Here is an 18606-nt window from a genome sequence, read left to right as displayed (position 1 = left end):
AGGCTTTGATCATGATTTCTCAAGTGATTCCTTCGCTGAGTCGCCCAATCCAGGCTTTGTGGCTGGCTATTGGACGGTTCGGTGGCAAAAACGGCCTTGTCATGAGCAGCCATGTCGCCATGTCGTTGATGTTGGCACTGTTCCCATTTGTTCTGTTCACAGTGGCATTGGCCGGGTCCTTGTCACAAGGTTATGTCACCGAAGAACTGATCGAATTGATCTTTGGCGCATGGCCCAAGGATGTAGCCGATCCCATCGTATCCGAACTTCGCGCAGTGCTAGAGCAATCGGGGTCGGGCGTGATTACTTTGGGCGGCCTTTTGGCGATCTTCTTTGCCTCGAACGGGGTGGTTGCTGTCAGGGCGGCTATGAATCAGGCTTATCATGATCAAGACAGTTGGCCATTCTGGAAAACGCGGCTGCTGTGCCTTGGTCTGGTGATCATCGGTGGGGCTACAATTCTGGCTATCGCTGCAGTCGAGGTCATCTTACCGGTTTACACCAAACTGGTTTCGGAAAAGACAGATGTAAACGTATCGCATTGGTTGTCCGTGGATCGCCTGCGCTGGACGTTTACCGTCGCCGTTCCAGCGGGAACTGTCTTTTTGGCGCATTTGATCCTGCCGACACGGCGTCATTCCTTGTCACAAATTCTGCCTGGGGTCTTGTTGACTTTGGCGCTTTGGGCCGCGGGCGGATGGGGCTTTTCAATATATATCAGCCAATTCGCATCCTACAGCGCCACCTATGCTGGTTTGGCCGGAGCGATGGCTGCCCTGATCTTTTTGTATCTCTGCGCAGCGATCCTGATATTGGGCGCGGAATACAATGGCGCGCTCATGGATTTGCAAGTTGGCGATGATGGGGACCAACCGTGAAAGCTCTTTGGATTATCCTTGGGCTGATGCTGCCGACCTTCGCCGCAGCCCAGGTGCCCGTCTATGTCGGTTCCGATCAATGCAAAGAGTGTCACGAGGCTGAGGCCGCGGAGTGGTCGCAATCTCATCACGCCTTGGCTTGGACAGATGTGGAGGACGGTCATGTTGTTGCGGATTTCAATGGTACGCAGTTCGACCATGATGGGATGTCTGTCCGTTTCTCCGATGACGGCGAACTGCGCGCCAGGGTCACGGAGAAAGACGGGGTATCAAACGATCACACGGTACACTCGGTAGTCGGTATCGAACCCCTGCAGCAATACCTGTTCGAAACCCAACCGGGGCAATTGCAAAGCTTTGATGTCGTTTGGGACACTGAAGAAAACCGTTGGTTCCACTTATACCCCGATCAGGACCTGCCGCCCGATGATGGGTTGCACTGGACCGGCCCCTATAAAAACTGGAATGCGCGCTGTGCCGAGTGTCACGCCACTGGCTTTGACAAGAACTATGACGCGGGAACGCGCTCATATGCGTCTACCCAGGCGGAAATCGGGGTTGGATGTGAAGCATGCCATGGGCCAGGCTCGGCGCATATTGACTGGACGAACGGGCAGGGGGGCAGCCCCGACCTGACGGAATATGGCTTCACGATGGAATGGGGCGCGGGGCAGACTGAGGCTGAGATACAGCAATGTGCCGGTTGCCATTCCCGCCGCGAGGCGCATGGGGATGGCAACCCGTTGCCGGGCACGGCGTATCACGATGCCTACAACCTGGCGGTTTTACGGCCGGGGCTCTACCACCCGGATGGCCAAATTCTGGACGAGGTCTACGTCTATGGCTCATTCCTGCAGTCGCGAATGTACGCGCAAGGGGTCGGCTGCATGGATTGCCACGAGCCACATAGCGCGATGCTTAAGGCCGAAGGAAACGGGCTGTGTACGCAATGCCATTCGGGTGCGGGGAATGACCGCTTTCCGACCCTCGCCCGCGGAGAATACGACACGTCTGCGCATCATAACCATCCCGATGGCAGCGCAGGGGCACAGTGCAAATCGTGCCACATGATTGAACGGGTTTACATGGGTGTGGATGGCCGTCGCGATCACAGTTTTCGCGTCCCGCGTCCCGATCTGGCACTGGGTCAGGATGCCTGCACCGATTGCCATACGGATCAAAACCAATCCTGGGCTGCCGCACAAATAGCCGATTGGTTTCCGGAATCGTCTCACCGTGGTCCCCATTATGGAACTGTATTCAACGCTGCAGTGACGGGGCAGGCCGAAGGACCATCGGCGCTGTTGGGTATTGCGGGTGATCAGACGCAACCGGGTATTGTCAGGGCGACAGCTGCATATCTATTGCAGAACTACGGCTCGGCCGAAGTTGCTGCACAGACTGCAGGGTTGCTGTCTGACCAAGATCCTTTGGTCCGTGCGAACGCTGTGGTGCTGCAACGTTCCGCCGAGCTCCGCGATCAGATTGAGCGGCTGGAACCTTTGTTGTCCGATCCGTTGTTGAACGTGCGTATTGCTGTCGCCAAAGAGCTTCTGACCATTCCGCAACAAGCCCTGACCGCCGGGCAACAGTCAAAGGCTGGTCAGGCGATGGCAGAATGGCAGGATGCCATTGCCAATCGGCTGGACTTTCCAGAAACCCATATGGTGCTGGGCGGGATGGCTTTGACCTTTCGGAACGCGCCAGCGGCCGAACGCGCCTTTCGCGAGGTGATACAACTGGATCCACAGAGAGCTGAGGCATGGCCCATTCTGGTGCAACTGGTCCAACTCAACAGCGGAACTGAAGCGGCTCTGGACGTCCTAAGCCAAGGGTTGGACCGGGTACCCGATCACCCGGATCTGCTGCAACTGCAAAGGCAGTTGATCCGCTAAAACGGCACCGCTTCGCCCGGTTTCGGCCATTTTAGCGGCAAATTTCACCTGTAACAGGACGGGGCGGGTAGAAAACCCGTCGTGTTAAAAGGTGCTCCATGTCCGACAAACCGGTCCATACGTCGCAACTGCAACGGCCACTTTCCCTATCCCAACGGATCGAGGATCTGCGAACGCGCAAGCCGGAATACTTGAACCATGGTGAGGCGCTGTTGATGCAGGGGATTGCTACGGCGTCACTGCGTCAACAGGTACTGGCGGGTGATTTTATTTCGCTCGAAGATTAAGGTCAGCCACGAAAGCCTGTTGCTACAACAAATTTTTCGGAACTGTCCGACCGTGAAGCGGGCGGTTTTACGTTGGCGACCTTGTTGAACTTCTGTTTTAGCAATTTTTGCAAGTCGCCTTCTGCGCCCCCGGCAAGCACCTTGGCCACAAAGGTTCCACCTTCCTCAAGGACATCAAAGGCGAAATAGGCGGCGGCCTCGCACAACGCCATGATACGCAAATGGTCTGTCTGCTTGTGCCCAGATGAGGCTGCGGCCATGTCCGACATGACCACATCGGCCTTGCCGTCCAACCACTCTTTGACCTTGTCGTCCGCGTCGTCTTCCATGAAGTCCAAAACGTGGGCGATCGCACCTGCGACCGGTTCGACCTCTTGCAGGTCCACACCCAGAACTGTTCCGATGCGCTTACCGCTTTTCTCACCTAGCGCATTCACTCGTTTGACGGCGACCTGCAGCCAGCCGCCGGGAGCACAGCCCAAGTCAACGACACGAGCGCCGGGGACCAAAAAACGGAATTTGTCGTCCAGTTCCAATATTTTGAACGCCGCGCGCCCCCGGTACCCCTCGGCCTGCGCACGCTTGACATACGGATCGTTCAACTGCCGCTCGAGCCAGCGGGTCGAGCTGAGTTTGCGTCCTCGGGCGGTCTTTACCTTAACCTTCAGATCGCGTTGTCCGCGTCCCGAGTTGCTTTTTCCAGTCGGTGTTTTGGCCATGTGTGGTCTCCTGAAGACTGGGGGCGTTTACCGGCTTGGTCTAGGGTTATCAAGTTGATCCTGTCGGTGCGTCCATCAATAGCAGATCGGGCCAAGGAGAAGAAACACCAAAGCCCAGCCAGCCCAGACAGTTTGCCCCCGTGGTCAAAACGGAGGACTTCGGAACTTCAGGGTGCGAAACCTCGTTCAAAAACGCCAGCGCATCCAGACCTTGGTTGTAGGGCACTGACAGCGCAATTCCCCCTATGGCCAGAGCATAATGCGGTAGGGTGTTTGCAATCTGAAAACCGGGGCAGAACACGTCAAATCCGGCTGCTTCCAGACAACAAATAGTGGTTGCTGCGGTCGATGTGCGATAGGCTAGGGCAACGACGGTCAGCGGCATCGAAGATATGGTCCTAAAAAGGTCCGTCTTCCAACACACCGTCCGCGCTCATTTGCGCGTACAGCAGACCTTCGCGCAGTCCGCGATCGGCTACCGAAAGACGGTCGGTGGGCCAGCAGCGCAGCAACGCCTGCAAAATGGCCGAGCCCGACATGATCAAAGCCTGTCGGTCATCGCCGATCCTTGGGTCACGGCGCCGCCCCTGAGGACCAAGCTCCAGATACCCGCGTATCACCTTGTCAATCTGATCGCTGGTCATACGCAGACCGTCCACTTTGGTTCGGTCATAGCGCTTTAATCCCAGATGTGACGCGGCAACAGTTGTAACCGTTCCGCTGGTGCCAACGATCTGGAAGCCCTCCCGTGTTTGCTCGTCCTTGTAAGGGGCAAAATCTGCAAGGTTTTCCTCGAAAAACCAGCTCATAAGCGCAAAGCGGGCCGAGTCGTCTTCGACATCGTTGAACTGATCGCGCAGGGTTGCGACACCCAAGGGAACACTGATCCAGTCCACAACTTTGGCAGACGGAAAGGGGTTTTCGGCGGTTTGAAACCCGTGATGCAGTCGCATGATCGCTGCGGGCCTATCGCGGCGCAACACCGAAGAAAGGTCGATCCACACAAGTTCTGTCGAACCGCCGCCGATATCAACGACCAGCAACTGCTCGGTCTTGGTCGACACAAGCGGCGCGCATGAGATAACGGCCAGACGGGCCTCTTCTTCGGGCTTGATGATCTCAAGGGTCAGGCCGGTTTCCCGTTTGACCTGTCGGATGAAATCGCGCGAATTCTTTGCGCGGCGGCATGCTTCGGTGGCGACCAGTCGCATCCGTTTGACTTTGTTACGTTTCAGCTTTTGCTGGCAGATGCGCAATGCCTGAATGGTGCGCGCCATCGAAGACCGAGACAGCCGTCCGGTCCGTTCGAGCCCCGCGCCAAGCTGCACGGATTTCGAGAAACTGTCGACCACATGAAAGCCGCTGCCCTTGGGCTGGGCGATCAACATGCGACAACTATTTGTACCCAGATCCAGCGCTGCGTATAGCGCATCGGGATCGGGCCTTGCCGGCGCGGGGCTTTCGACCGCTTTCGGGAACGCGCCCGCACCTTTGGGACGCTTGGGCGCCATTCGTAACGCCCTCCGATTTTCGAGTTACCCCGACCATAGGTCGCGTGTTCTGATCGCGCAAGACACTCATTATAGTGATGAGAATTTTGATATGCGTGAACGTTGAACTATTCGTTACAAACCCGCTATCCCATCGTGAGCCAAAAGGTCGTTTGAAATACGCCTTGTGTCGAAAACCGACCGACGTGTGCCCATATAGAAGTCTAGAACCGGTCCATCTGGTTAGGAGGAATCAACAGCGATGCCTGACGTCACCATCGTATACTGGCGCGATATTCCCGCCCAAGTCATCGTCGGCAAAGGCCGGCGGGGCGCAAAGCGGCAATTGGAGGAGCGGTTCGAGCAAGCGATCGACCGGGCGGCCATGAAGGTGAACGCCAAGGATAGCGATGCCTACCTGGCCGAATGGCGCAAAGCCGAGCCTTTTGCGGTTGAGGGCGATCCGTCCGACATCGCCGAGGCCGAGGCAGCGCGCTTGGAAGCTGAATATGATCAGGATCGCATCAAAGCTCTGATCGCGAATGATGGTTGGGCATGAGCCCGAGATCTTTATGGGAGGCCACGATGGCTCTGTTGAACTTCAAGAAACGTGCTGCCGTCGAAAACGGCCCTGTGAACCCGACCGTCGAAGCCTTTTTGAAGGGCTACTCGATTGAAGTGATGCCCCGCACTGCCGAAAAGGTCGAAGACTTCAAAGCGCTGCTGCCCCAAGGCACCCGCGTCTACATCGCTCATATCGAGGGCGCGCCTATCGAGGACATGGTCAAGACGGCCAAACGTCTGGCCGATGACGGCTATCCGGTCATGCCGCATTTTCCTGCGCGGATCATCAAGGACGCAGCCACGCTGGAAAACTGGATTTCGATGTATAAAGGCGAAGCAGGTGTTGAGCAGGCTTTGCTGCTGGCTGGCGGTGTCGAAAAACCACATGGCGATTTCGAAAGCTCAATGCAGTTGCTGGAATCTGGCCTGTTCGACAAAGCTGGTTTCAAACGCCTGCACGTGGCTGGCCACCCCGAAGGCAACAAGGACATCGACCCTGACGGCTCGACCAAAAATGTCGATGACGCGCTGCGCTGGAAACAGAAATTCAGCGAAACGACGGATGCCGAAATGGCGCTGGCCACGCAGTTCGCCTTTGATGCCAAGCCGATAATCGCATGGGCGGATGGCTTGAAAGAGGCGGGCATCGACCTGCCAATCCATATTGGTATCGCGGGCCCGGCCAAGCTGCAGACCCTGATCAAGTTCGCCATCGCGTGCGGCGTTGGCCCCTCGCTTAAAGTTCTGCAGAAACGTGCCATGGACGTGTCCAAGCTGCTGCTGCCCTATGAGCCTACCGATGTTCTGACCGAGCTGGCCAACCACAAGGCGGCCAACCCCGATTTCAATATCACCAACGTACACTTCTTCCCGCTGGGTGGCATCAAGACCAACGCCACCTGGGCGATCAATAACGGTGGCGCTTCGGCAAAGCCTGCAAACTCCTAAGGAACGGATATGACCCGTACAGTCGTAGAATCAAAAACAAAAACCGCCGTTCTGGGCTTTGATGAACCCTTCTGCGTGATCGGTGAACGGATCAACCCCACCGGCCGCAAGAAACTGGCTGCGGAACTGGAAGCGGGCGATTTCTCCACTGTCGAGAAAGACGCCATCGCGCAGGTTGCAGCAGGGGCAACCGTTCTGGATATCAATGCGGGCGTCGTCTATAACTCGAACCCCAACCCGAACGAGACCGAGCCGCCGCTGATGACCAAGATCGTCGAGCTGGTGCAGGGTCTGGTCGATGTGCCGCTATGCATCGACAGCTCGGTTCCTGGCGCGCTTAAGGCGGGCCTTGAGGCGGCTGAAGGCCGTCCGCTGCTGAACTCGGTGACGGGAGAGGAAGAGCGCCTGGAGCTAGTGCTGCCGCTGGTCAAGAAATACAACGTGCCGGTTGTGGCGATCTCGAACGACGACACTGGGATTTCCGAAGACCCGGATGTGCGGTTTGCCGTGGCAAAAACCATTGTTGAACGGGCTGCCGATTACGGGATCCCCGCCCATGACATTGTGGTTGACCCGCTGGTCATGCCGATCGGTGCGATGGCAACCGCTGGCCAGCAGGTGTTTGCGCTGGTCCGTCGTCTGCGCGAAGAACTGGGCGTGAACACCACCTGCGGTGCGTCCAACATCTCGTTCGGTCTGCCCAACCGTCATGGCATCAATAACGCGTTCCTGCCGATGGCGATGGGCGCTGGCATGACTTCGGCGATCATGAACCCGGTGGCCTTGCCGGTTGGCCCCAAGAAACTGGCTGAAAAGAAGGCCGAGGTTGAAGCCAAGGGCATCGTTCTGCCAGCGGATATGGACGATGAGACCTTCTGCCAGTTGTTCGGACTGGGCTCGACCCAACCGCGTGCTGGTAAGGAAATGGAGGCCATCCGCGCCGCCAATCTGTTGACCAACAATGACCCGCATGGCGGGGCGTGGATCAAATTCAATAAGTCGCCTGAAGAAGCCGCTGCAGCCGGTGGGGCAGGTGGCCGTCGCGGCGGTGGCCGTCGGCGCCGCGCCTGATCTGTCGGGAACGACCTTCAAGGCCGGGCCAAGTGCCCGGCCTTTTTCGTTTTGACACCGATCAAGGCTGCTTTCGGTCGTTATTGCGACACTGCCCATGATTATTACCAGATCAGGGCATTGAAATGACCAAACACTTTCCTCCGAAACTGGCCGAGGCCGATCTGTCGCTGCGGTTGGGCAAGAAAGAATATTTCGAAGAGCTGGTCGATCTGCAGGCGCAGCTGGCACTGATTCAGCAGGCATTTCTGTTTCACGGGCTCAAGGGCGTGTTGGTGTTCGAAGGCTGGGACGCGGCGGGCAAGGGCGGCACGATCCGCCGTATCAGTCAGGCTTTGGACCCGCGCAGTTTCAAGGTCTGGCCCATCGGGGCGCCGCGCAATTACTATCTGAACCGTCACTATCTCCTACGGTTCTGGGAGAGGTTGCCGCCCGAGGGCGCCATCTCGGCCTTTGACCGCAGCTGGTACGGGCGGGTGTTGGTCGAGCGGTTGGAAAAGTTCACGCCAGAATACCGCTGGCGTGCCGCCTATGCCGAGATCAACGATTTCGAACGGATGCTGGTGGATGACGAGACGCGGATCGTAAAGCTGTTCTTTCACATCTCACCCGAGGAACAGATGGCGCGTTTCACCGAACGCCTGCGCAATCCGATGAAACGCTGGAAACTGACCTATGAGGATTTCCGCAACCGCGAACGCTGGGCCGAGGCCGAGGTGGCGGTGGACGAGATGTTGGCGCGTACCTCAACAGAAATCGCGCCGTGGCATGTGATCCCGGCCAACAACAAGAAATACGCGCGGATCAAAGCGATGCGCGCGATTGTTGATACGTTCTCGGACGGGATCGACCTGAACCCGCAGCATCTGGATCAGCGCACGCTGGACGCGGCCAGCGAAGCCTTGGACGTGGAACAATCGTTGATAGACAGCCTGCGTGCCCGTACGGAATAATCGCGTGTTAGTCTGCGGAATGGCGCTTGCGGTCTGGTCGCGCGGGATGCTATCCCGACCCACGCGGCGGGTATGGTGAAAAGGTATCACACGAGCTTCCCAATCCCCTCAGCTTAGGTCTGATTTCCCCTTTCAATTTTCCAAAAAAGTTTTAATGACAAAGAGTTAGATGGCTCTGAGTTATTGAGTTACTGTACAGGTTGGCACACCCTGTGTCAGATATGTGCCAAAGCCCTTACGTCGCGCTCAGTTTGCGTTCATGAAAAAGTTTTGAACAAATGGACCGACATTCGTATTTGTTTTAGTGATGGTGATCGAGTGTTCTGGTTTGCAACCGATCGGACAAATCATAACGCGCCGAAGGCATTTTAAGGTACTGACATGATTACATTTCTAACAGTGGTGCATCATAGGGATTTACCATTGCTAATGTTGCAAGCAAAATCCATGGATCAATTTGTCGACCGGAAAATCGTCTCTAAAATTTTAGTCGTAATCAATGATCAAAAAGAACACCGCTTAAGACTTGAGCTTGAAAGGATTCTCCCAAACTATGGTTCACTTTCAGGGATCGTCAGTGTCCTTAGCGGTGATGATGTTTTAGCCAAAGGTTGGGCAGGACTTCACGGCTTGAAGTCTAGATATATCAACCGTTTACAAGTTCATAGACATAGAGGGTGGAGAGGAAACAACGGATACCGAATTCAGCAAGCCATCAAGTTGGCGGCGGGGCGGATATCCCCAACAGAGCAAATTGTGATTCTTGATGCAAAGAACTTGTTTGTAAGCCCTGTATGTGAAACTGACTTTTTTGATCCTGAAAACAAACCTCTTACATCGTTTCAACCTGTTGTAGAGGGTATTCATAAGGATTGGTTGGATGAGAGCCTGAAGGTGCTCTCGATTAACAAAAGCAAAATGAATATCTTCGAAACAACTAAGTTTGTTACGCCCTTTTCAGTTACCAAAGAAATACTGAACTCTGTTTGTCGAGAAGTAGAAGCAAAGAATGGCGCTCTAGAAGTAATGTTCGCGTCCAGAAAAAGGCCATCGGAGTTTATGTTAATTAACGCGTGGGCAATAGAAAACTTCGGAGGCGTAAGAAATATCTTCGGCCAAGAAAGACGTCGACACGTGGGGTACTGGCCTGATGGCGGGAATGAAAGATTCTTAGAATTATTGAATGCTATGGTTGACCCTAACACCCTTACTGTCTCGGTTCATTACAAAGCGCTTCAACATCTTTCAAAACAAGACCGTGATGGGTTTGCCCTTGCGCTTGAGAAGAAGAAACTTGGCTCAAGGGAGGAAGTTATTTCATTGCTGAACGACGCTGATTGCCGTTCGAGCAAAACTTGATATGAATGTCAGGCTAATTTGTTTGTTTAGCTGAGGCCGAGAAAACATCGAATTTTTCAAACTTGAGTTTTTTAGAAGTGACGTTTGAACCGTTTCGGCTCAATGAGTATTGAACATATTCCTGAATAAGTTCGTCTGAACATCAAGAAACAACGCAAATCGCCTTTTTTGATCAGCTTCCCAAGCTCTTGTTACGGGTTCGATTCCCGTTACCCGCTCCAGATCAGCCCGGCCTGCGTGCCTGAAACAGGTTTATCAGGGCCGGTATTTCAACAACATCTCCAGCGACATAGGGTCTGAACTTCTCGGCCACAGCCTGCCGAATTGCAGAGACATCTTCGGGGGTTCCGTCGAAATGGGCGATCACCCGTGCGGCGGGTCCGATCCGCGTACACAGCGCCGCGCTGTCTTCAAGCGTGCCTCGAACAGGCAAAATGAGGGGAACAGCATCGGCAGTGATGTCGGTCAGGCCAGCCTCGGCCAGCAATCCGCTGACTCGGTCCTGATCGTGAAAAGCCAAGGGGCCGGGGGCGTTGCGGTCGACCTTGGGCGGCGTGCCAAGCCGTTCGGTCGCCGCGATATGGGGCAGGCGGAACCACGGGTTACCAGATAGCGGCCCCCAGGCGGCAAAACACATCCGGCCGCCGGGCTTCAGCGCGCGCGCCATATTGGCAAAGGCGGCTACGGTGTCTTCGAAGAACATCACCCCAAAGCGCGAGATCATGATATCGCGGTCGCCCTCCTCGAACGGATGGGTCTGCGCGTCGGCGAATTGAAAGCCGACATTCGCGTGCCCGTCTGCTAGCGCGCGCTCGGCGGCGCGATCCAAAAAAGGCTGCGAGACATCGGCGGCCAGAACATGCCCGTCCGGACCAACAGCCTGCGCCGCCAGAACCGTGCTGGCCCCTGTGCCGCAGCCGATATCCAGCACGCGCTGCCCCGGTTGCAGGGCGGCGCGCTCTAACACCAGATCCAGAACCGGAGCCAGAAGCGCATCCATCTGGTCCTCATAGGTCAGCCATTTCGCACCCGAGGGTGAGTTGCCCCAGAACTCGGCCTGTTCTTCGTTTGCTATGGTCATGGTGCCTCCTGCCGGAGACTATGACCTGCGGCGACGGCGACGGCCAGATTTTTCCTCATCCCCGCCGCCGGTGTTGAACGAGGGTGAGGGCAGCGTGACCACCTGCGCCAGTTCCGGGAACGGGTCGGTCTTGTGCGGGATAGCGTTGGCGGCGACGAAATGGTCCTGAAATTTTGGCTCGATGGCGGTTTCGACCTTGGTGATCTCGCGCACGACACGCTCGATTTCCTTACGCGATCCGATGTTGCACAGCGCGATCCGCGCGCCGGTGCCAGCGGCGTTGCCCGCGCTTGAGACCTTGTCCAGCGGTGCGTCGGGGATCATGCCCAGCACCATCGCGTGTTTGGTCGAGATATGCGCGCCAAACGCCCCGGCCAGAACCACGCGATCCACGGCGTCGACCTTCATCTCGTCCATAAGCAGGCGCGCACCGGCATAAAGCGCCGATTTCGCCAGTTGGATGGCGCGGATATCGCCTTGGGTTACGGTGATACGCGGGCCGCCTTCGGCGCTGGCATCGTGGATCAGATAGGAATGCGTGCGGCCTTCGGGGATGCAGCGCGCGGTGCCGGTTTGTTCAGCCGAGCCAATCAGGCCGCTTTCATCCAGCAGACCGGCGATACGCATTTCGGCAACAGCCTCGATAATGCCCGAGCCACAGATGCCGGTGATCCCGGTGGTGGCGATATCAAGATCGAACCCGTCCTCATCAGACCACTTGTCCGACCCGATGATGCGGAAACGGGGTTCCTTGGTGACGGGATCAATTTCGATGCGCTCAATCGCTCCCGGAGCGGCGCGCTGGCCGGAACTGATCTGCGCGCCCTCAAACGCGGGGCCGGTGGGTGAGGAACAGGCGAGCACGCGTGTGGTGTTGCCCAGCAGGATTTCGGCATTGGTGCCCACATCGACGATCAACACGAGGTCTTCGGACTTTCCGGGTTCCTCGGAGAGCGCAACGGCGGCACAGTCGGCGCCCACATGTCCCGCAATACAGGGTAGGATATAAACCTGCGCGCGCGGGTTCATCTTGGTCAGGTCCATCTCACGCGCGGGCAGGGACATGCTCTCGGATGTGGCCAGCGCGAACGGAGCCTGCCCCAGTTCGACCGGGTCCAGACCCAGCAGCAGGTGGTGCATGACCGGGTTGCAGACGAAAACCGTCTCCACGATCAGCGCGGTGTCGATACCGGCCTCCTCGGCGATGGAGATGGTCAGATCGTTGATCGCCTCGCGCACCGCGCGGGTCATTTCCTGATCACCACCGGGGTTCATCATGGCGTAGGACACGCGGCTCATCAGGTCTTCACCAAAGCGGATTTGTGGGTTCATCAGGCCAGATGAGGCCTTGACCTCACCGGTCTCCAGATCGGTCAGGTGTGCGGCGACCGTGGTTGATCCAAGATCGATGGCCAGACCGTACAGCCCTTGTTCATGCAGGCCGGGCCAGATTTCCACGATCCGTGCGACCTCATCCTTGTGGCCTTTGTGGACGGCTACCGTGACCTCCCATTTGCCTTTGCGCAGCACCGGTTGCAGCTTCGCCATCAGCGACAGATCGGCGGTGACGGCCTCAATGTTCCACTGCTGGCGCAGGGCGCGTTCCAATCGCTCGAGATCGCCGGTGGGCGAGTGCATGTCGGGTTCCTCGACCACCACGAAATACAGCCGCGTCGCCGGGTCCATGGTGATGGCGCGTGCGGCAGCCGCTTTGCGGACGACCTGACGATGGACCTGAGACTCAGGCGGCACGTCGATCACGATATCGCCCTGAACCGTCGCCTGACAGCCCAGACGGCGGCCAGGCTTGAGCCCGCGTTTGTCGTCATAGCGTTGTTCGACCGCGTTCCATTCGCTCAGCGCGTCCTCAGATACGGTGACACCGTGCTTGGGAAACTCACCATAGCTGGGCGTGATCTGGCACTTCGAACAAATCCCGCGTCCGCCGCAGACCGAATCCAGATCGACACCCAACTGTCGGGCGGCGGTCAGAACCGGGGTGCCAACGGGGAAATGCCCGCGTTTGCCCGAGGGGGTAAAGACAACAAGGGGGTCGGTGGTCATGTCGGGCCTGCCTTTTGTATTCGCGCGTATGCCGGGGAAGATATGGGTTTGTGCGCAAAGGGAAAGGCCAATCAGCGGCAGGTTTTGCGCAACTTGCGTCGTTTTTCAGCGTGGCATCGGCTCGCGTTGGACAACTAGTTTAGGTCAGGGGCTTTTCCTTAGCTGCAATCCATGTCATAGGGTCGCCGTCAAACGGGGTTTTGCATGGGGTTAGCAGATGCAGATTCGTGAGGCACTCACCTTTGACGACGTACTTCTGGTTCCGGGCGCATCTTCTGTGCTGCCCGCAACGGCGGATACGACCACGCGTGTGACGCGCGAGATTACCATGAACATTCCGCTGCTCAGCTCGGCGATGGACACGGTGACCGAGGCGCGCATGGCGATTGCTATGGCGCAGGCCGGTGGGATCGGTGTGATCCACAAGAACCTGACGACCGAGGAACAGGCCCGCGAAGTGCGCCGGGTCAAGCGGTTCGAATCCGGTATCGTTTATAACCCCGTGACATTGCGCGCCGATCAGACGCTGGCCGACGCGCAGGCGCTGGTCGAACGCTACAATTTCACCGGCTTCCCGGTCGTTGATTCCGATGGTCGCGTCGTGGGTATCGTGACCAACCGCGACATGCGCTTTGCAACCTCGGACGACACGCCGATCCACGCAATGATGACCACCGACAATCTGGCAATGCTTCAGGAACCGGCTGATCTGGAAGAGGCGAAAAGCCTGATGAAGGCCCGCCGGATCGAAAAGCTGCTGGTCGTAGATGGCGCAGGCAAGCTGACCGGCCTGCTAACCCTGAAAGACACCGAACAAGCAGTGCTGAACCCGACCGCCTGCAAGGACCGCCTGGGCCGCCTGCGCGTTGCAGCGGCAACCTCGGTCGGGGATGCGGGATTTGAGCGGTCCGAACAGCTCGTGGATTCGGGCGTCGACATCATCGTGGTGGACACCGCGCATGGCCATTCGCAAGGCGTGCTGGATGCGGTGCGGCGGGTGAAAACCCTGTCGAACGAAGTTCAAATCATCGCGGGCAATGTCGCCACCGGTGACGCGACCAAGGCGCTGATTGATGCCGGTGCGGACGCGATCAAGGTTGGGATCGGGCCGGGCTCGATCTGTACCACGCGGATGGTGGCCGGTGTGGGTGTGCCGCAGCTGACGGCGATCATGGATTGTGCCTCGGCTGCCGGAGACGTGCCGGTGATTGCCGATGGCGGCATCAAGTTCTCGGGCGATTTCGCCAAGGCGATTGCGGCGGGCGCGTCCTGCGCCATGGTCGGTTCAATGATCGCGGGCACCGATGAAAGCCCCGGTGAGGTCATTCTGTATCAAGGCCGCTCGTTCAAATCCTATCGCGGCATGGGCAGCCTGGGCGCAATGGCGCGTGGCTCGGCGGATCGCTATTTCCAGAAGGACGCCGCCAACGATAAGCTGGTGCCCGAAGGGATCGAGGGGCAGGTGCCCTATAAAGGTTCCGCCAGCGCAGTGGTCCACCAACTGGTCGGCGGTCTGCGCGCGGCAATGGGATATACCGGCTGTGCCACCGTGGAAGAGATGCGCAGAAACTGCAATTTCGTAAAGATCACAGGCGCAGGGCTGAAAGAAAGCCACGTGCATGACGTGCAGATCACTCGTGAAAGCCCGAACTATCGGGTGATGTAACCTGCTTTAAATTGCATTGCGGCGTCCCGTTCGGGCGCCGTTTTGTGTTTCTACATACGCATGGGACGACTTTATGACCCCCGCAGCCCGCATTCAGGCCTCTATTGAAATCCTTGACGAAATTCTCAGGGATGTTCCGGTCGAAAAGGCCCTGACAGGATGGGCGCGGCGCAGCCGTTTTGCCGGCTCCAAGGATCGGGCGGCTGTTCGGGATCACGTGTTCGGAGCGTTGCGGTGCAAGCGGTCTTTCGCGGCGTTGGGCGGGGCCGAAACTGGGCGTGGCTTAATGCTTGGGGCCCTGAGGGCGGCGAGGAGTGACCCGAGCGATCTGTTCACGGGTGTTGGTCACGCCCCTTCGCCTGTTGGAGAGGACGAAACTGGGCGCGCATTCCTGTCTGAGGCCGAGCAATACGACATCCCCGACTGGTTGTGGCCAGTGTTTCAAGCCTCTTTGCAGGACCAGGCAATCAACGTAGCGCAAGCCTTGCAAACCCGTGCTCCGGTGCATTTGCGTGTCAACCTGATCAAATCGGATTCGGATCGCGCGATTGCTGCGTTGGCGGCAGATGGTATCACTGCCCGCACGCATGACGCCTGCGACACGGCGTTGGAGGTTCTGGATGGCGCGCGTAAAGTCGCCCAGAGTCAGGTGTTTTTGACTGGGCTGGTCGAACTGCAAGACGCAGCTAGTCAAGCCATCGTTGCCGATCTGAATTTGCAACCAGGTCAGCGCGTTTTGGACTATTGCGCGGGCGGAGGTGGAAAATCACTCGCCATTGCGGCGCATGTCGGGGTCGAAGTTTTTGCGCATGATGTTAATCCTGCGCGAATGAGAGATTTGCCTGATCGGGCCAAGCGCGCAGGGGCGCAAGTCACAATCCTGACGCCTGATGCGGTGCGGTCGCAAGCACCTTTCGATGTGGTGCTTGTTGATGCTCCATGTTCGGGCAGCGGTTCCTGGAGACGCGCCCCGGCAGGAAAATGGGCTTTGACCCCGGAGCGTCTAAAGGAGTTGAGCGCGCTGCAATTAAGCATTCTCGAGGAAACATCTGGTTATGTTTCCCCTGACGGAACGTTAGCTTATGCGACCTGTTCTATGCTGAACCCGGAAAACCAAGAAGTCGTTGAAAATTTCCTCGGTTCGCATTCCGGCTGGAACATGTCCTATCAGAAATTGTGGCTCGCAGCACACGGAACAGACGGTTTCTTCACCGCACACTTGACGCGGTAGTTTTAATGAAAATAGCAAGCATAGGTGGAGTGGCCGCGATTTCGTTAAGCGGTCTTTAACCTTATTTGGGCTCACTGGCGACAGGCCCAACATGCTGAGTTCTTAATGACTGAAGTTTCAAGTTTTTTGTCGGATCCTTCCATAAGGAAATCTCCGATTCCACTGCGACTGATGTCCGTGTTGGTATTTGGCATCGTCATCGGACTTGCACCTCTCACAAATGTTTTGCCGACGTGCTGGAAGACTGAGTTCGCCGTCGCCGGAATTTCATTGTTCACGGCAGGAGTTCTGGTCGCGCTCAAGGGTTGGTTTGCGGATTGGTCTATCCGACGTGCCGTTGAAGTTATGAATACTTTCACTGAACAGGACTTGTTTCCAGACGTCATTGCCAATGCGGACGGGCTTGTTCTTTCGTCAAACGCAGCGGCCAGAATCCAGTTACACGCTTTCCCCGGTAACCGGTTGGAAAACTGCTTGATGTCAGTTTTCGCCAATCCAGCGTCAATCCTTTTACGTCTTCAGTCTCTGGCTGAGATTCACGGAAAGTCCAGCGAAGATGTGGTGACTATCGGGTCTACTATCCCGGTGACAGTATTCTCGGTCGGGCACGATCTGTATTGCTGGCGGTTTCACCTTGGGGCTGAAGGCCGTTGGGATGATGTGGCGGTTCCTGTTTTGACACTTGGGCGAAATGGAACTGTGCTGAGGGCTAATGGAATGGCCGAGCATGTATTGGGCTACAAACCGGAAAACACAGATCAAGTCTTCAATTCCGGCCAACCTGCACCGGGTGAGATCACACAGGCCAACGCCTCAAGCGCCCCGTTGAATGTCACCGTGGCAGAGCTTTCTCGTTCGGGGTCTGCGCGTGAAATGCTGGTTCTGCCTGTCCAAGTGACCACGCCACCGACAACAGAAACACGTTTTGCGGACTTGCCGGTCCCAATCATGTGCATTGCACCGGACGGGGTCGTTCTGGATGCAAACAGATTGGCAATCAAACTGGTTGGCGACTTTCAGACAGGCGAGACGAATGTCTCACAAGTGATGCAGGGATTAGGTTACCCGATTCAGGAGTGGTTGTCGCGCGCCGCTGTCGAGGACGCCACCCCCAAATCCGAATTTTTGCGCCTGACACGGCAAGACAAAGACGTATTCGTTCAGGTGACGCTGAACAGAGTGGTTAATGATGGTCAGGTGTGCCTGATTGCCGTGCTCAACGATGCGACCGAGCTTAAGACACTTGAGGCTCAGTTTGTGCAGGGACAAAAGATGCAGGCTGTCGGGCAGCTTGCCGGTGGTGTCGCGCATGATTTCAACAACTTGCTGACAGCAATATCTGGTCATTGTGACCTGCTATTGCTGCGGCACGATCAGAATGACCCGAACTACGGTGATCTGGTGCAGATAAACCAGAATGCGAACAGGGCGGCTGCTCTGGTCAGTCAACTGTTGGCTTTTTCGCGCAAGCAAACACTTCAGCCAGAGGTTCTGGACCTGCGCGACACAATTTCGGATCTGATTCACTTGTTGAACCGGCTGGTCGGTGAGACAGTGCGTTTGACACTCAGCCACGATCCAGTCCTAAAGCCCGTGCGCGTCGACAAAAGACAGCTTGAACAGGTGTTCATGAACCTTGTGGTCAATGCCCGTGACGCGATGCCCTAAGGCGGGGAGGTTCGGATCGAAACCGAAGTCGTTTCGCTGACGGATTCTTTGCGCCGCGACCGCGCGACAGTTCCGCCGGGCGAGTATGTGACTGTAAAAGTCGTCGACAGTGGGGTGGGTATACCGGCAGACAAGCTGCAAAAAGTCTTCGAGCCGTTCTATACCACAAAAAGAACCGGCGAAGGTACGGGTCTGGGTCTTTCGACGGTGTATGGCATAGTCAAACAGACGGGCGGGTTTATTTTCGTCGACAGCGTGCAAGGGCAGGGCACGGAATTTACGGTGTTCTTGCCGATTTCAGCCACGCCGCAGAAGATCGAGCCCAGCCAAGACGTACAGCCCGAAGTTCTGAATGCCCGCCAGGGCGAAGGCGTCGTCTTACTGGTTGAGGATGAAGCACCGGTTCGTGCGTTTGCTACGCGGGCTCTGCGCTTGAAAGGTTACACGGTGCTCGAGGCGGACTCGGGTGAAGAAGCGTTGAGACTGCTAGAAGATGAAACATTGCATGTAGATGTGTTTGTAACCGATGTCGTGATGCCCGGACTCGATGGTCCAACCTGGGTACGAACTGCGATGGAAAAGCGCGCAGATGTGCAGGTTATCTTCATGTCCGGTTACACCGAAGGCGCGTTCGGAGATTCGGGACCTGAGATCGCAAACTCGGCCTTTTTGCCGAAACCATTCTCATTGAACCAATTGACCGAAGCGGTGTTTCGGCAAATGAACTGATAC

At 56.9% G+C, this 18606-nt stretch carries 15 protein-coding genes and 1 pseudogene; 11 read left to right on the top strand and 5 right to left on the bottom strand.

Annotated features, from left to right (window positions below; all coding sequences use genetic code 11):
- Window positions 1-11 precede the first annotated feature (11 nt).
- The 3 genes from ABWV79_RS01210 (at window position 12) to ABWV79_RS01200 (ending at window position 3060) form a co-directional block, all read left to right on the top strand.
- The gene (locus tag ABWV79_RS01210) at window positions 12-878 is read left to right on the top strand and encodes a YihY/virulence factor BrkB family protein (protein ID WP_170354245.1); all 867 of its coding nucleotides are present in this window, start codon (window positions 12-14) and stop codon (window positions 876-878) included.
- Window positions 875-2773 (top strand): cytochrome c3 family protein, encoded by a 1899-nt coding sequence (locus tag ABWV79_RS01205; RefSeq protein ID WP_353389865.1) that lies wholly within the window; start codon window positions 875-877, stop codon window positions 2771-2773. Before ABWV79_RS01210 ends, ABWV79_RS01205 begins: the two co-directional genes overlap by 4 nt.
- Window positions 2774-2871: 98 nt before the next feature.
- Complete coding sequence (locus ABWV79_RS01200; protein ID WP_170751314.1) at window positions 2872-3060, top strand: hypothetical protein; 189 nt, start codon at window positions 2872-2874, stop codon at window positions 3058-3060.
- Window positions 3061-3062: 2 nt separating this feature from the next.
- On the opposite strand, the gene ABWV79_RS01195 is transcribed toward ABWV79_RS01200, so the two are convergent.
- From ABWV79_RS01195 to ABWV79_RS01185, 3 genes are read right to left on the bottom strand one after another with little or no spacing between them, the layout of a single operon-like run.
- Window positions 3063-3779, bottom strand: coding sequence for an RlmE family RNA methyltransferase (locus ABWV79_RS01195; protein WP_353389861.1), 717 nt, complete (start codon window positions 3777-3779; stop codon window positions 3063-3065).
- 49 nt (window positions 3780-3828) lie between these two features.
- Window positions 3829-4164, bottom strand: coding sequence for a hypothetical protein (locus ABWV79_RS01190; protein WP_353389858.1), 336 nt, complete (start codon window positions 4162-4164; stop codon window positions 3829-3831).
- Window positions 4165-4177: 13 nt separating this feature from the next.
- The gene (locus ABWV79_RS01185; protein ID WP_353389856.1) at window positions 4178-5290 is read right to left on the bottom strand and encodes a Ppx/GppA phosphatase family protein; all 1113 of its coding nucleotides are present in this window, start codon (window positions 5288-5290) and stop codon (window positions 4178-4180) included.
- Between the two features lie 241 nt (window positions 5291-5531).
- On the opposite strand from ABWV79_RS01185, the gene ABWV79_RS01180 reads away from it, so the two are divergent.
- The 5 genes from ABWV79_RS01180 to ABWV79_RS01160 all read left to right on the top strand — a co-directional run bounded on the left by ABWV79_RS01180 (window position 5532) and on the right by ABWV79_RS01160 (window position 10164).
- Window positions 5532-5828, top strand: coding sequence for a virulence factor (locus ABWV79_RS01180; RefSeq protein ID WP_170354240.1), 297 nt, complete (start codon window positions 5532-5534; stop codon window positions 5826-5828).
- A 26-nt stretch (window positions 5829-5854) separates the two neighbouring features.
- On the top strand, window positions 5855-6781 hold the full coding sequence (locus ABWV79_RS01175; protein WP_353389851.1) for a methylenetetrahydrofolate reductase: 927 nt from the start codon (window positions 5855-5857) through the stop codon (window positions 6779-6781).
- A gap of 9 nt (window positions 6782-6790) precedes the next feature.
- Window positions 6791-7852, top strand: a complete 1062-nt coding sequence (locus ABWV79_RS01170; protein ID WP_353389848.1) for a methyltetrahydrofolate cobalamin methyltransferase — start codon at window positions 6791-6793, stop codon at window positions 7850-7852.
- A 125-nt stretch (window positions 7853-7977) separates the two neighbouring features.
- The gene (locus ABWV79_RS01165; RefSeq protein WP_353389845.1) at window positions 7978-8805 is read left to right on the top strand and encodes a polyphosphate kinase 2 family protein; all 828 of its coding nucleotides are present in this window, start codon (window positions 7978-7980) and stop codon (window positions 8803-8805) included.
- A 381-nt stretch (window positions 8806-9186) separates the two neighbouring features.
- The gene (locus ABWV79_RS01160) at window positions 9187-10164 is read left to right on the top strand and encodes a DUF6492 family protein (RefSeq protein WP_353389842.1); all 978 of its coding nucleotides are present in this window, start codon (window positions 9187-9189) and stop codon (window positions 10162-10164) included.
- 223 nt (window positions 10165-10387) lie between these two features.
- Here ABWV79_RS01160 and ABWV79_RS01155 read toward each other — a convergent pair whose 3' ends face one another.
- Window positions 10388-11245 (bottom strand): class I SAM-dependent methyltransferase, encoded by an 858-nt coding sequence (locus tag ABWV79_RS01155; RefSeq protein WP_353389839.1) that lies wholly within the window; start codon window positions 11243-11245, stop codon window positions 10388-10390.
- Between the two features lie 18 nt (window positions 11246-11263).
- A complete protein-coding gene (locus tag ABWV79_RS01150; RefSeq protein WP_353389836.1) occupies window positions 11264-13309 on the bottom strand; it encodes an ASKHA domain-containing protein in 2046 nt (681 codons plus the stop codon).
- A 217-nt stretch (window positions 13310-13526) separates the two neighbouring features.
- On the opposite strand from ABWV79_RS01150, the gene guaB reads away from it, so the two are divergent.
- The 3 genes and pseudogenes from guaB (at window position 13527) to ABWV79_RS01135 (ending at window position 18603) form a co-directional block, all read left to right on the top strand.
- Window positions 13527-14975 carry an IMP dehydrogenase gene (guaB, locus tag ABWV79_RS01145; RefSeq protein WP_170354234.1) on the top strand — a complete coding sequence of 483 codons (1449 nt, stop codon included), beginning with the start codon at window positions 13527-13529 and terminating at the stop codon, window positions 14973-14975.
- A gap of 73 nt (window positions 14976-15048) precedes the next feature.
- On the top strand, window positions 15049-16206 hold the full coding sequence (locus ABWV79_RS01140; RefSeq protein ID WP_353389832.1) for an RsmB/NOP family class I SAM-dependent RNA methyltransferase: 1158 nt from the start codon (window positions 15049-15051) through the stop codon (window positions 16204-16206).
- A 105-nt stretch (window positions 16207-16311) separates the two neighbouring features.
- Window positions 16312-18603, top strand: a pseudogene (locus tag ABWV79_RS01135) (ATP-binding protein).
- Window positions 18604-18606 lie beyond the last annotated feature (3 nt).

The sequence above is a fragment of the Ruegeria sp. HU-ET01832 genome (assembly GCF_040371315.1).
In the GTDB taxonomy this organism is placed as follows: Bacteria; Pseudomonadota; Alphaproteobacteria; order Rhodobacterales; family Rhodobacteraceae; genus Ruegeria; species Ruegeria lacuscaerulensis_A.
Note: the sequence above shows the minus strand (reverse complement) of the source record. Positions and strands in the feature narration are given on the sequence as shown.

Coding starts and splice junctions, on each gene's coding strand:
- ABWV79_RS01165 (WP_353389845.1), top strand. CDS start 7,978: ATGACCAAACACTTTCCTCCGAAACTGGCCGAGGCCGATCTGTCGCTG.
- ABWV79_RS01180 (WP_170354240.1), top strand. CDS start 5,532: ATGCCTGACGTCACCATCGTATACTGGCGCGATATTCCCGCCCAAGTC.
- ABWV79_RS01175 (WP_353389851.1), top strand. CDS start 5,855: ATGGCTCTGTTGAACTTCAAGAAACGTGCTGCCGTCGAAAACGGCCCT.
- ABWV79_RS01210 (WP_170354245.1), top strand. CDS start 12: ATGATTTCTCAAGTGATTCCTTCGCTGAGTCGCCCAATCCAGGCTTTG.
- ABWV79_RS01155 (WP_353389839.1), bottom strand. CDS start 11,245: ATGACCATAGCAAACGAAGAACAGGCCGAGTTCTGGGGCAACTCACCC.
- ABWV79_RS01200 (WP_170751314.1), top strand. CDS start 2,872: ATGTCCGACAAACCGGTCCATACGTCGCAACTGCAACGGCCACTTTCC.
- ABWV79_RS01150 (WP_353389836.1), bottom strand. CDS start 13,309: ATGACCACCGACCCCCTTGTTGTCTTTACCCCCTCGGGCAAACGCGGG.
- ABWV79_RS01140 (WP_353389832.1), top strand. CDS start 15,049: ATGACCCCCGCAGCCCGCATTCAGGCCTCTATTGAAATCCTTGACGAA.
- guaB (WP_170354234.1), top strand. CDS start 13,527: ATGCAGATTCGTGAGGCACTCACCTTTGACGACGTACTTCTGGTTCCG.
- ABWV79_RS01185 (WP_353389856.1), bottom strand. CDS start 5,290: ATGGCGCCCAAGCGTCCCAAAGGTGCGGGCGCGTTCCCGAAAGCGGTC.
- ABWV79_RS01170 (WP_353389848.1), top strand. CDS start 6,791: ATGACCCGTACAGTCGTAGAATCAAAAACAAAAACCGCCGTTCTGGGC.
- ABWV79_RS01195 (WP_353389861.1), bottom strand. CDS start 3,779: ATGGCCAAAACACCGACTGGAAAAAGCAACTCGGGACGCGGACAACGC.
- ABWV79_RS01160 (WP_353389842.1), top strand. CDS start 9,187: ATGATTACATTTCTAACAGTGGTGCATCATAGGGATTTACCATTGCTA.
- ABWV79_RS01190 (WP_353389858.1), bottom strand. CDS start 4,164: ATGCCGCTGACCGTCGTTGCCCTAGCCTATCGCACATCGACCGCAGCA.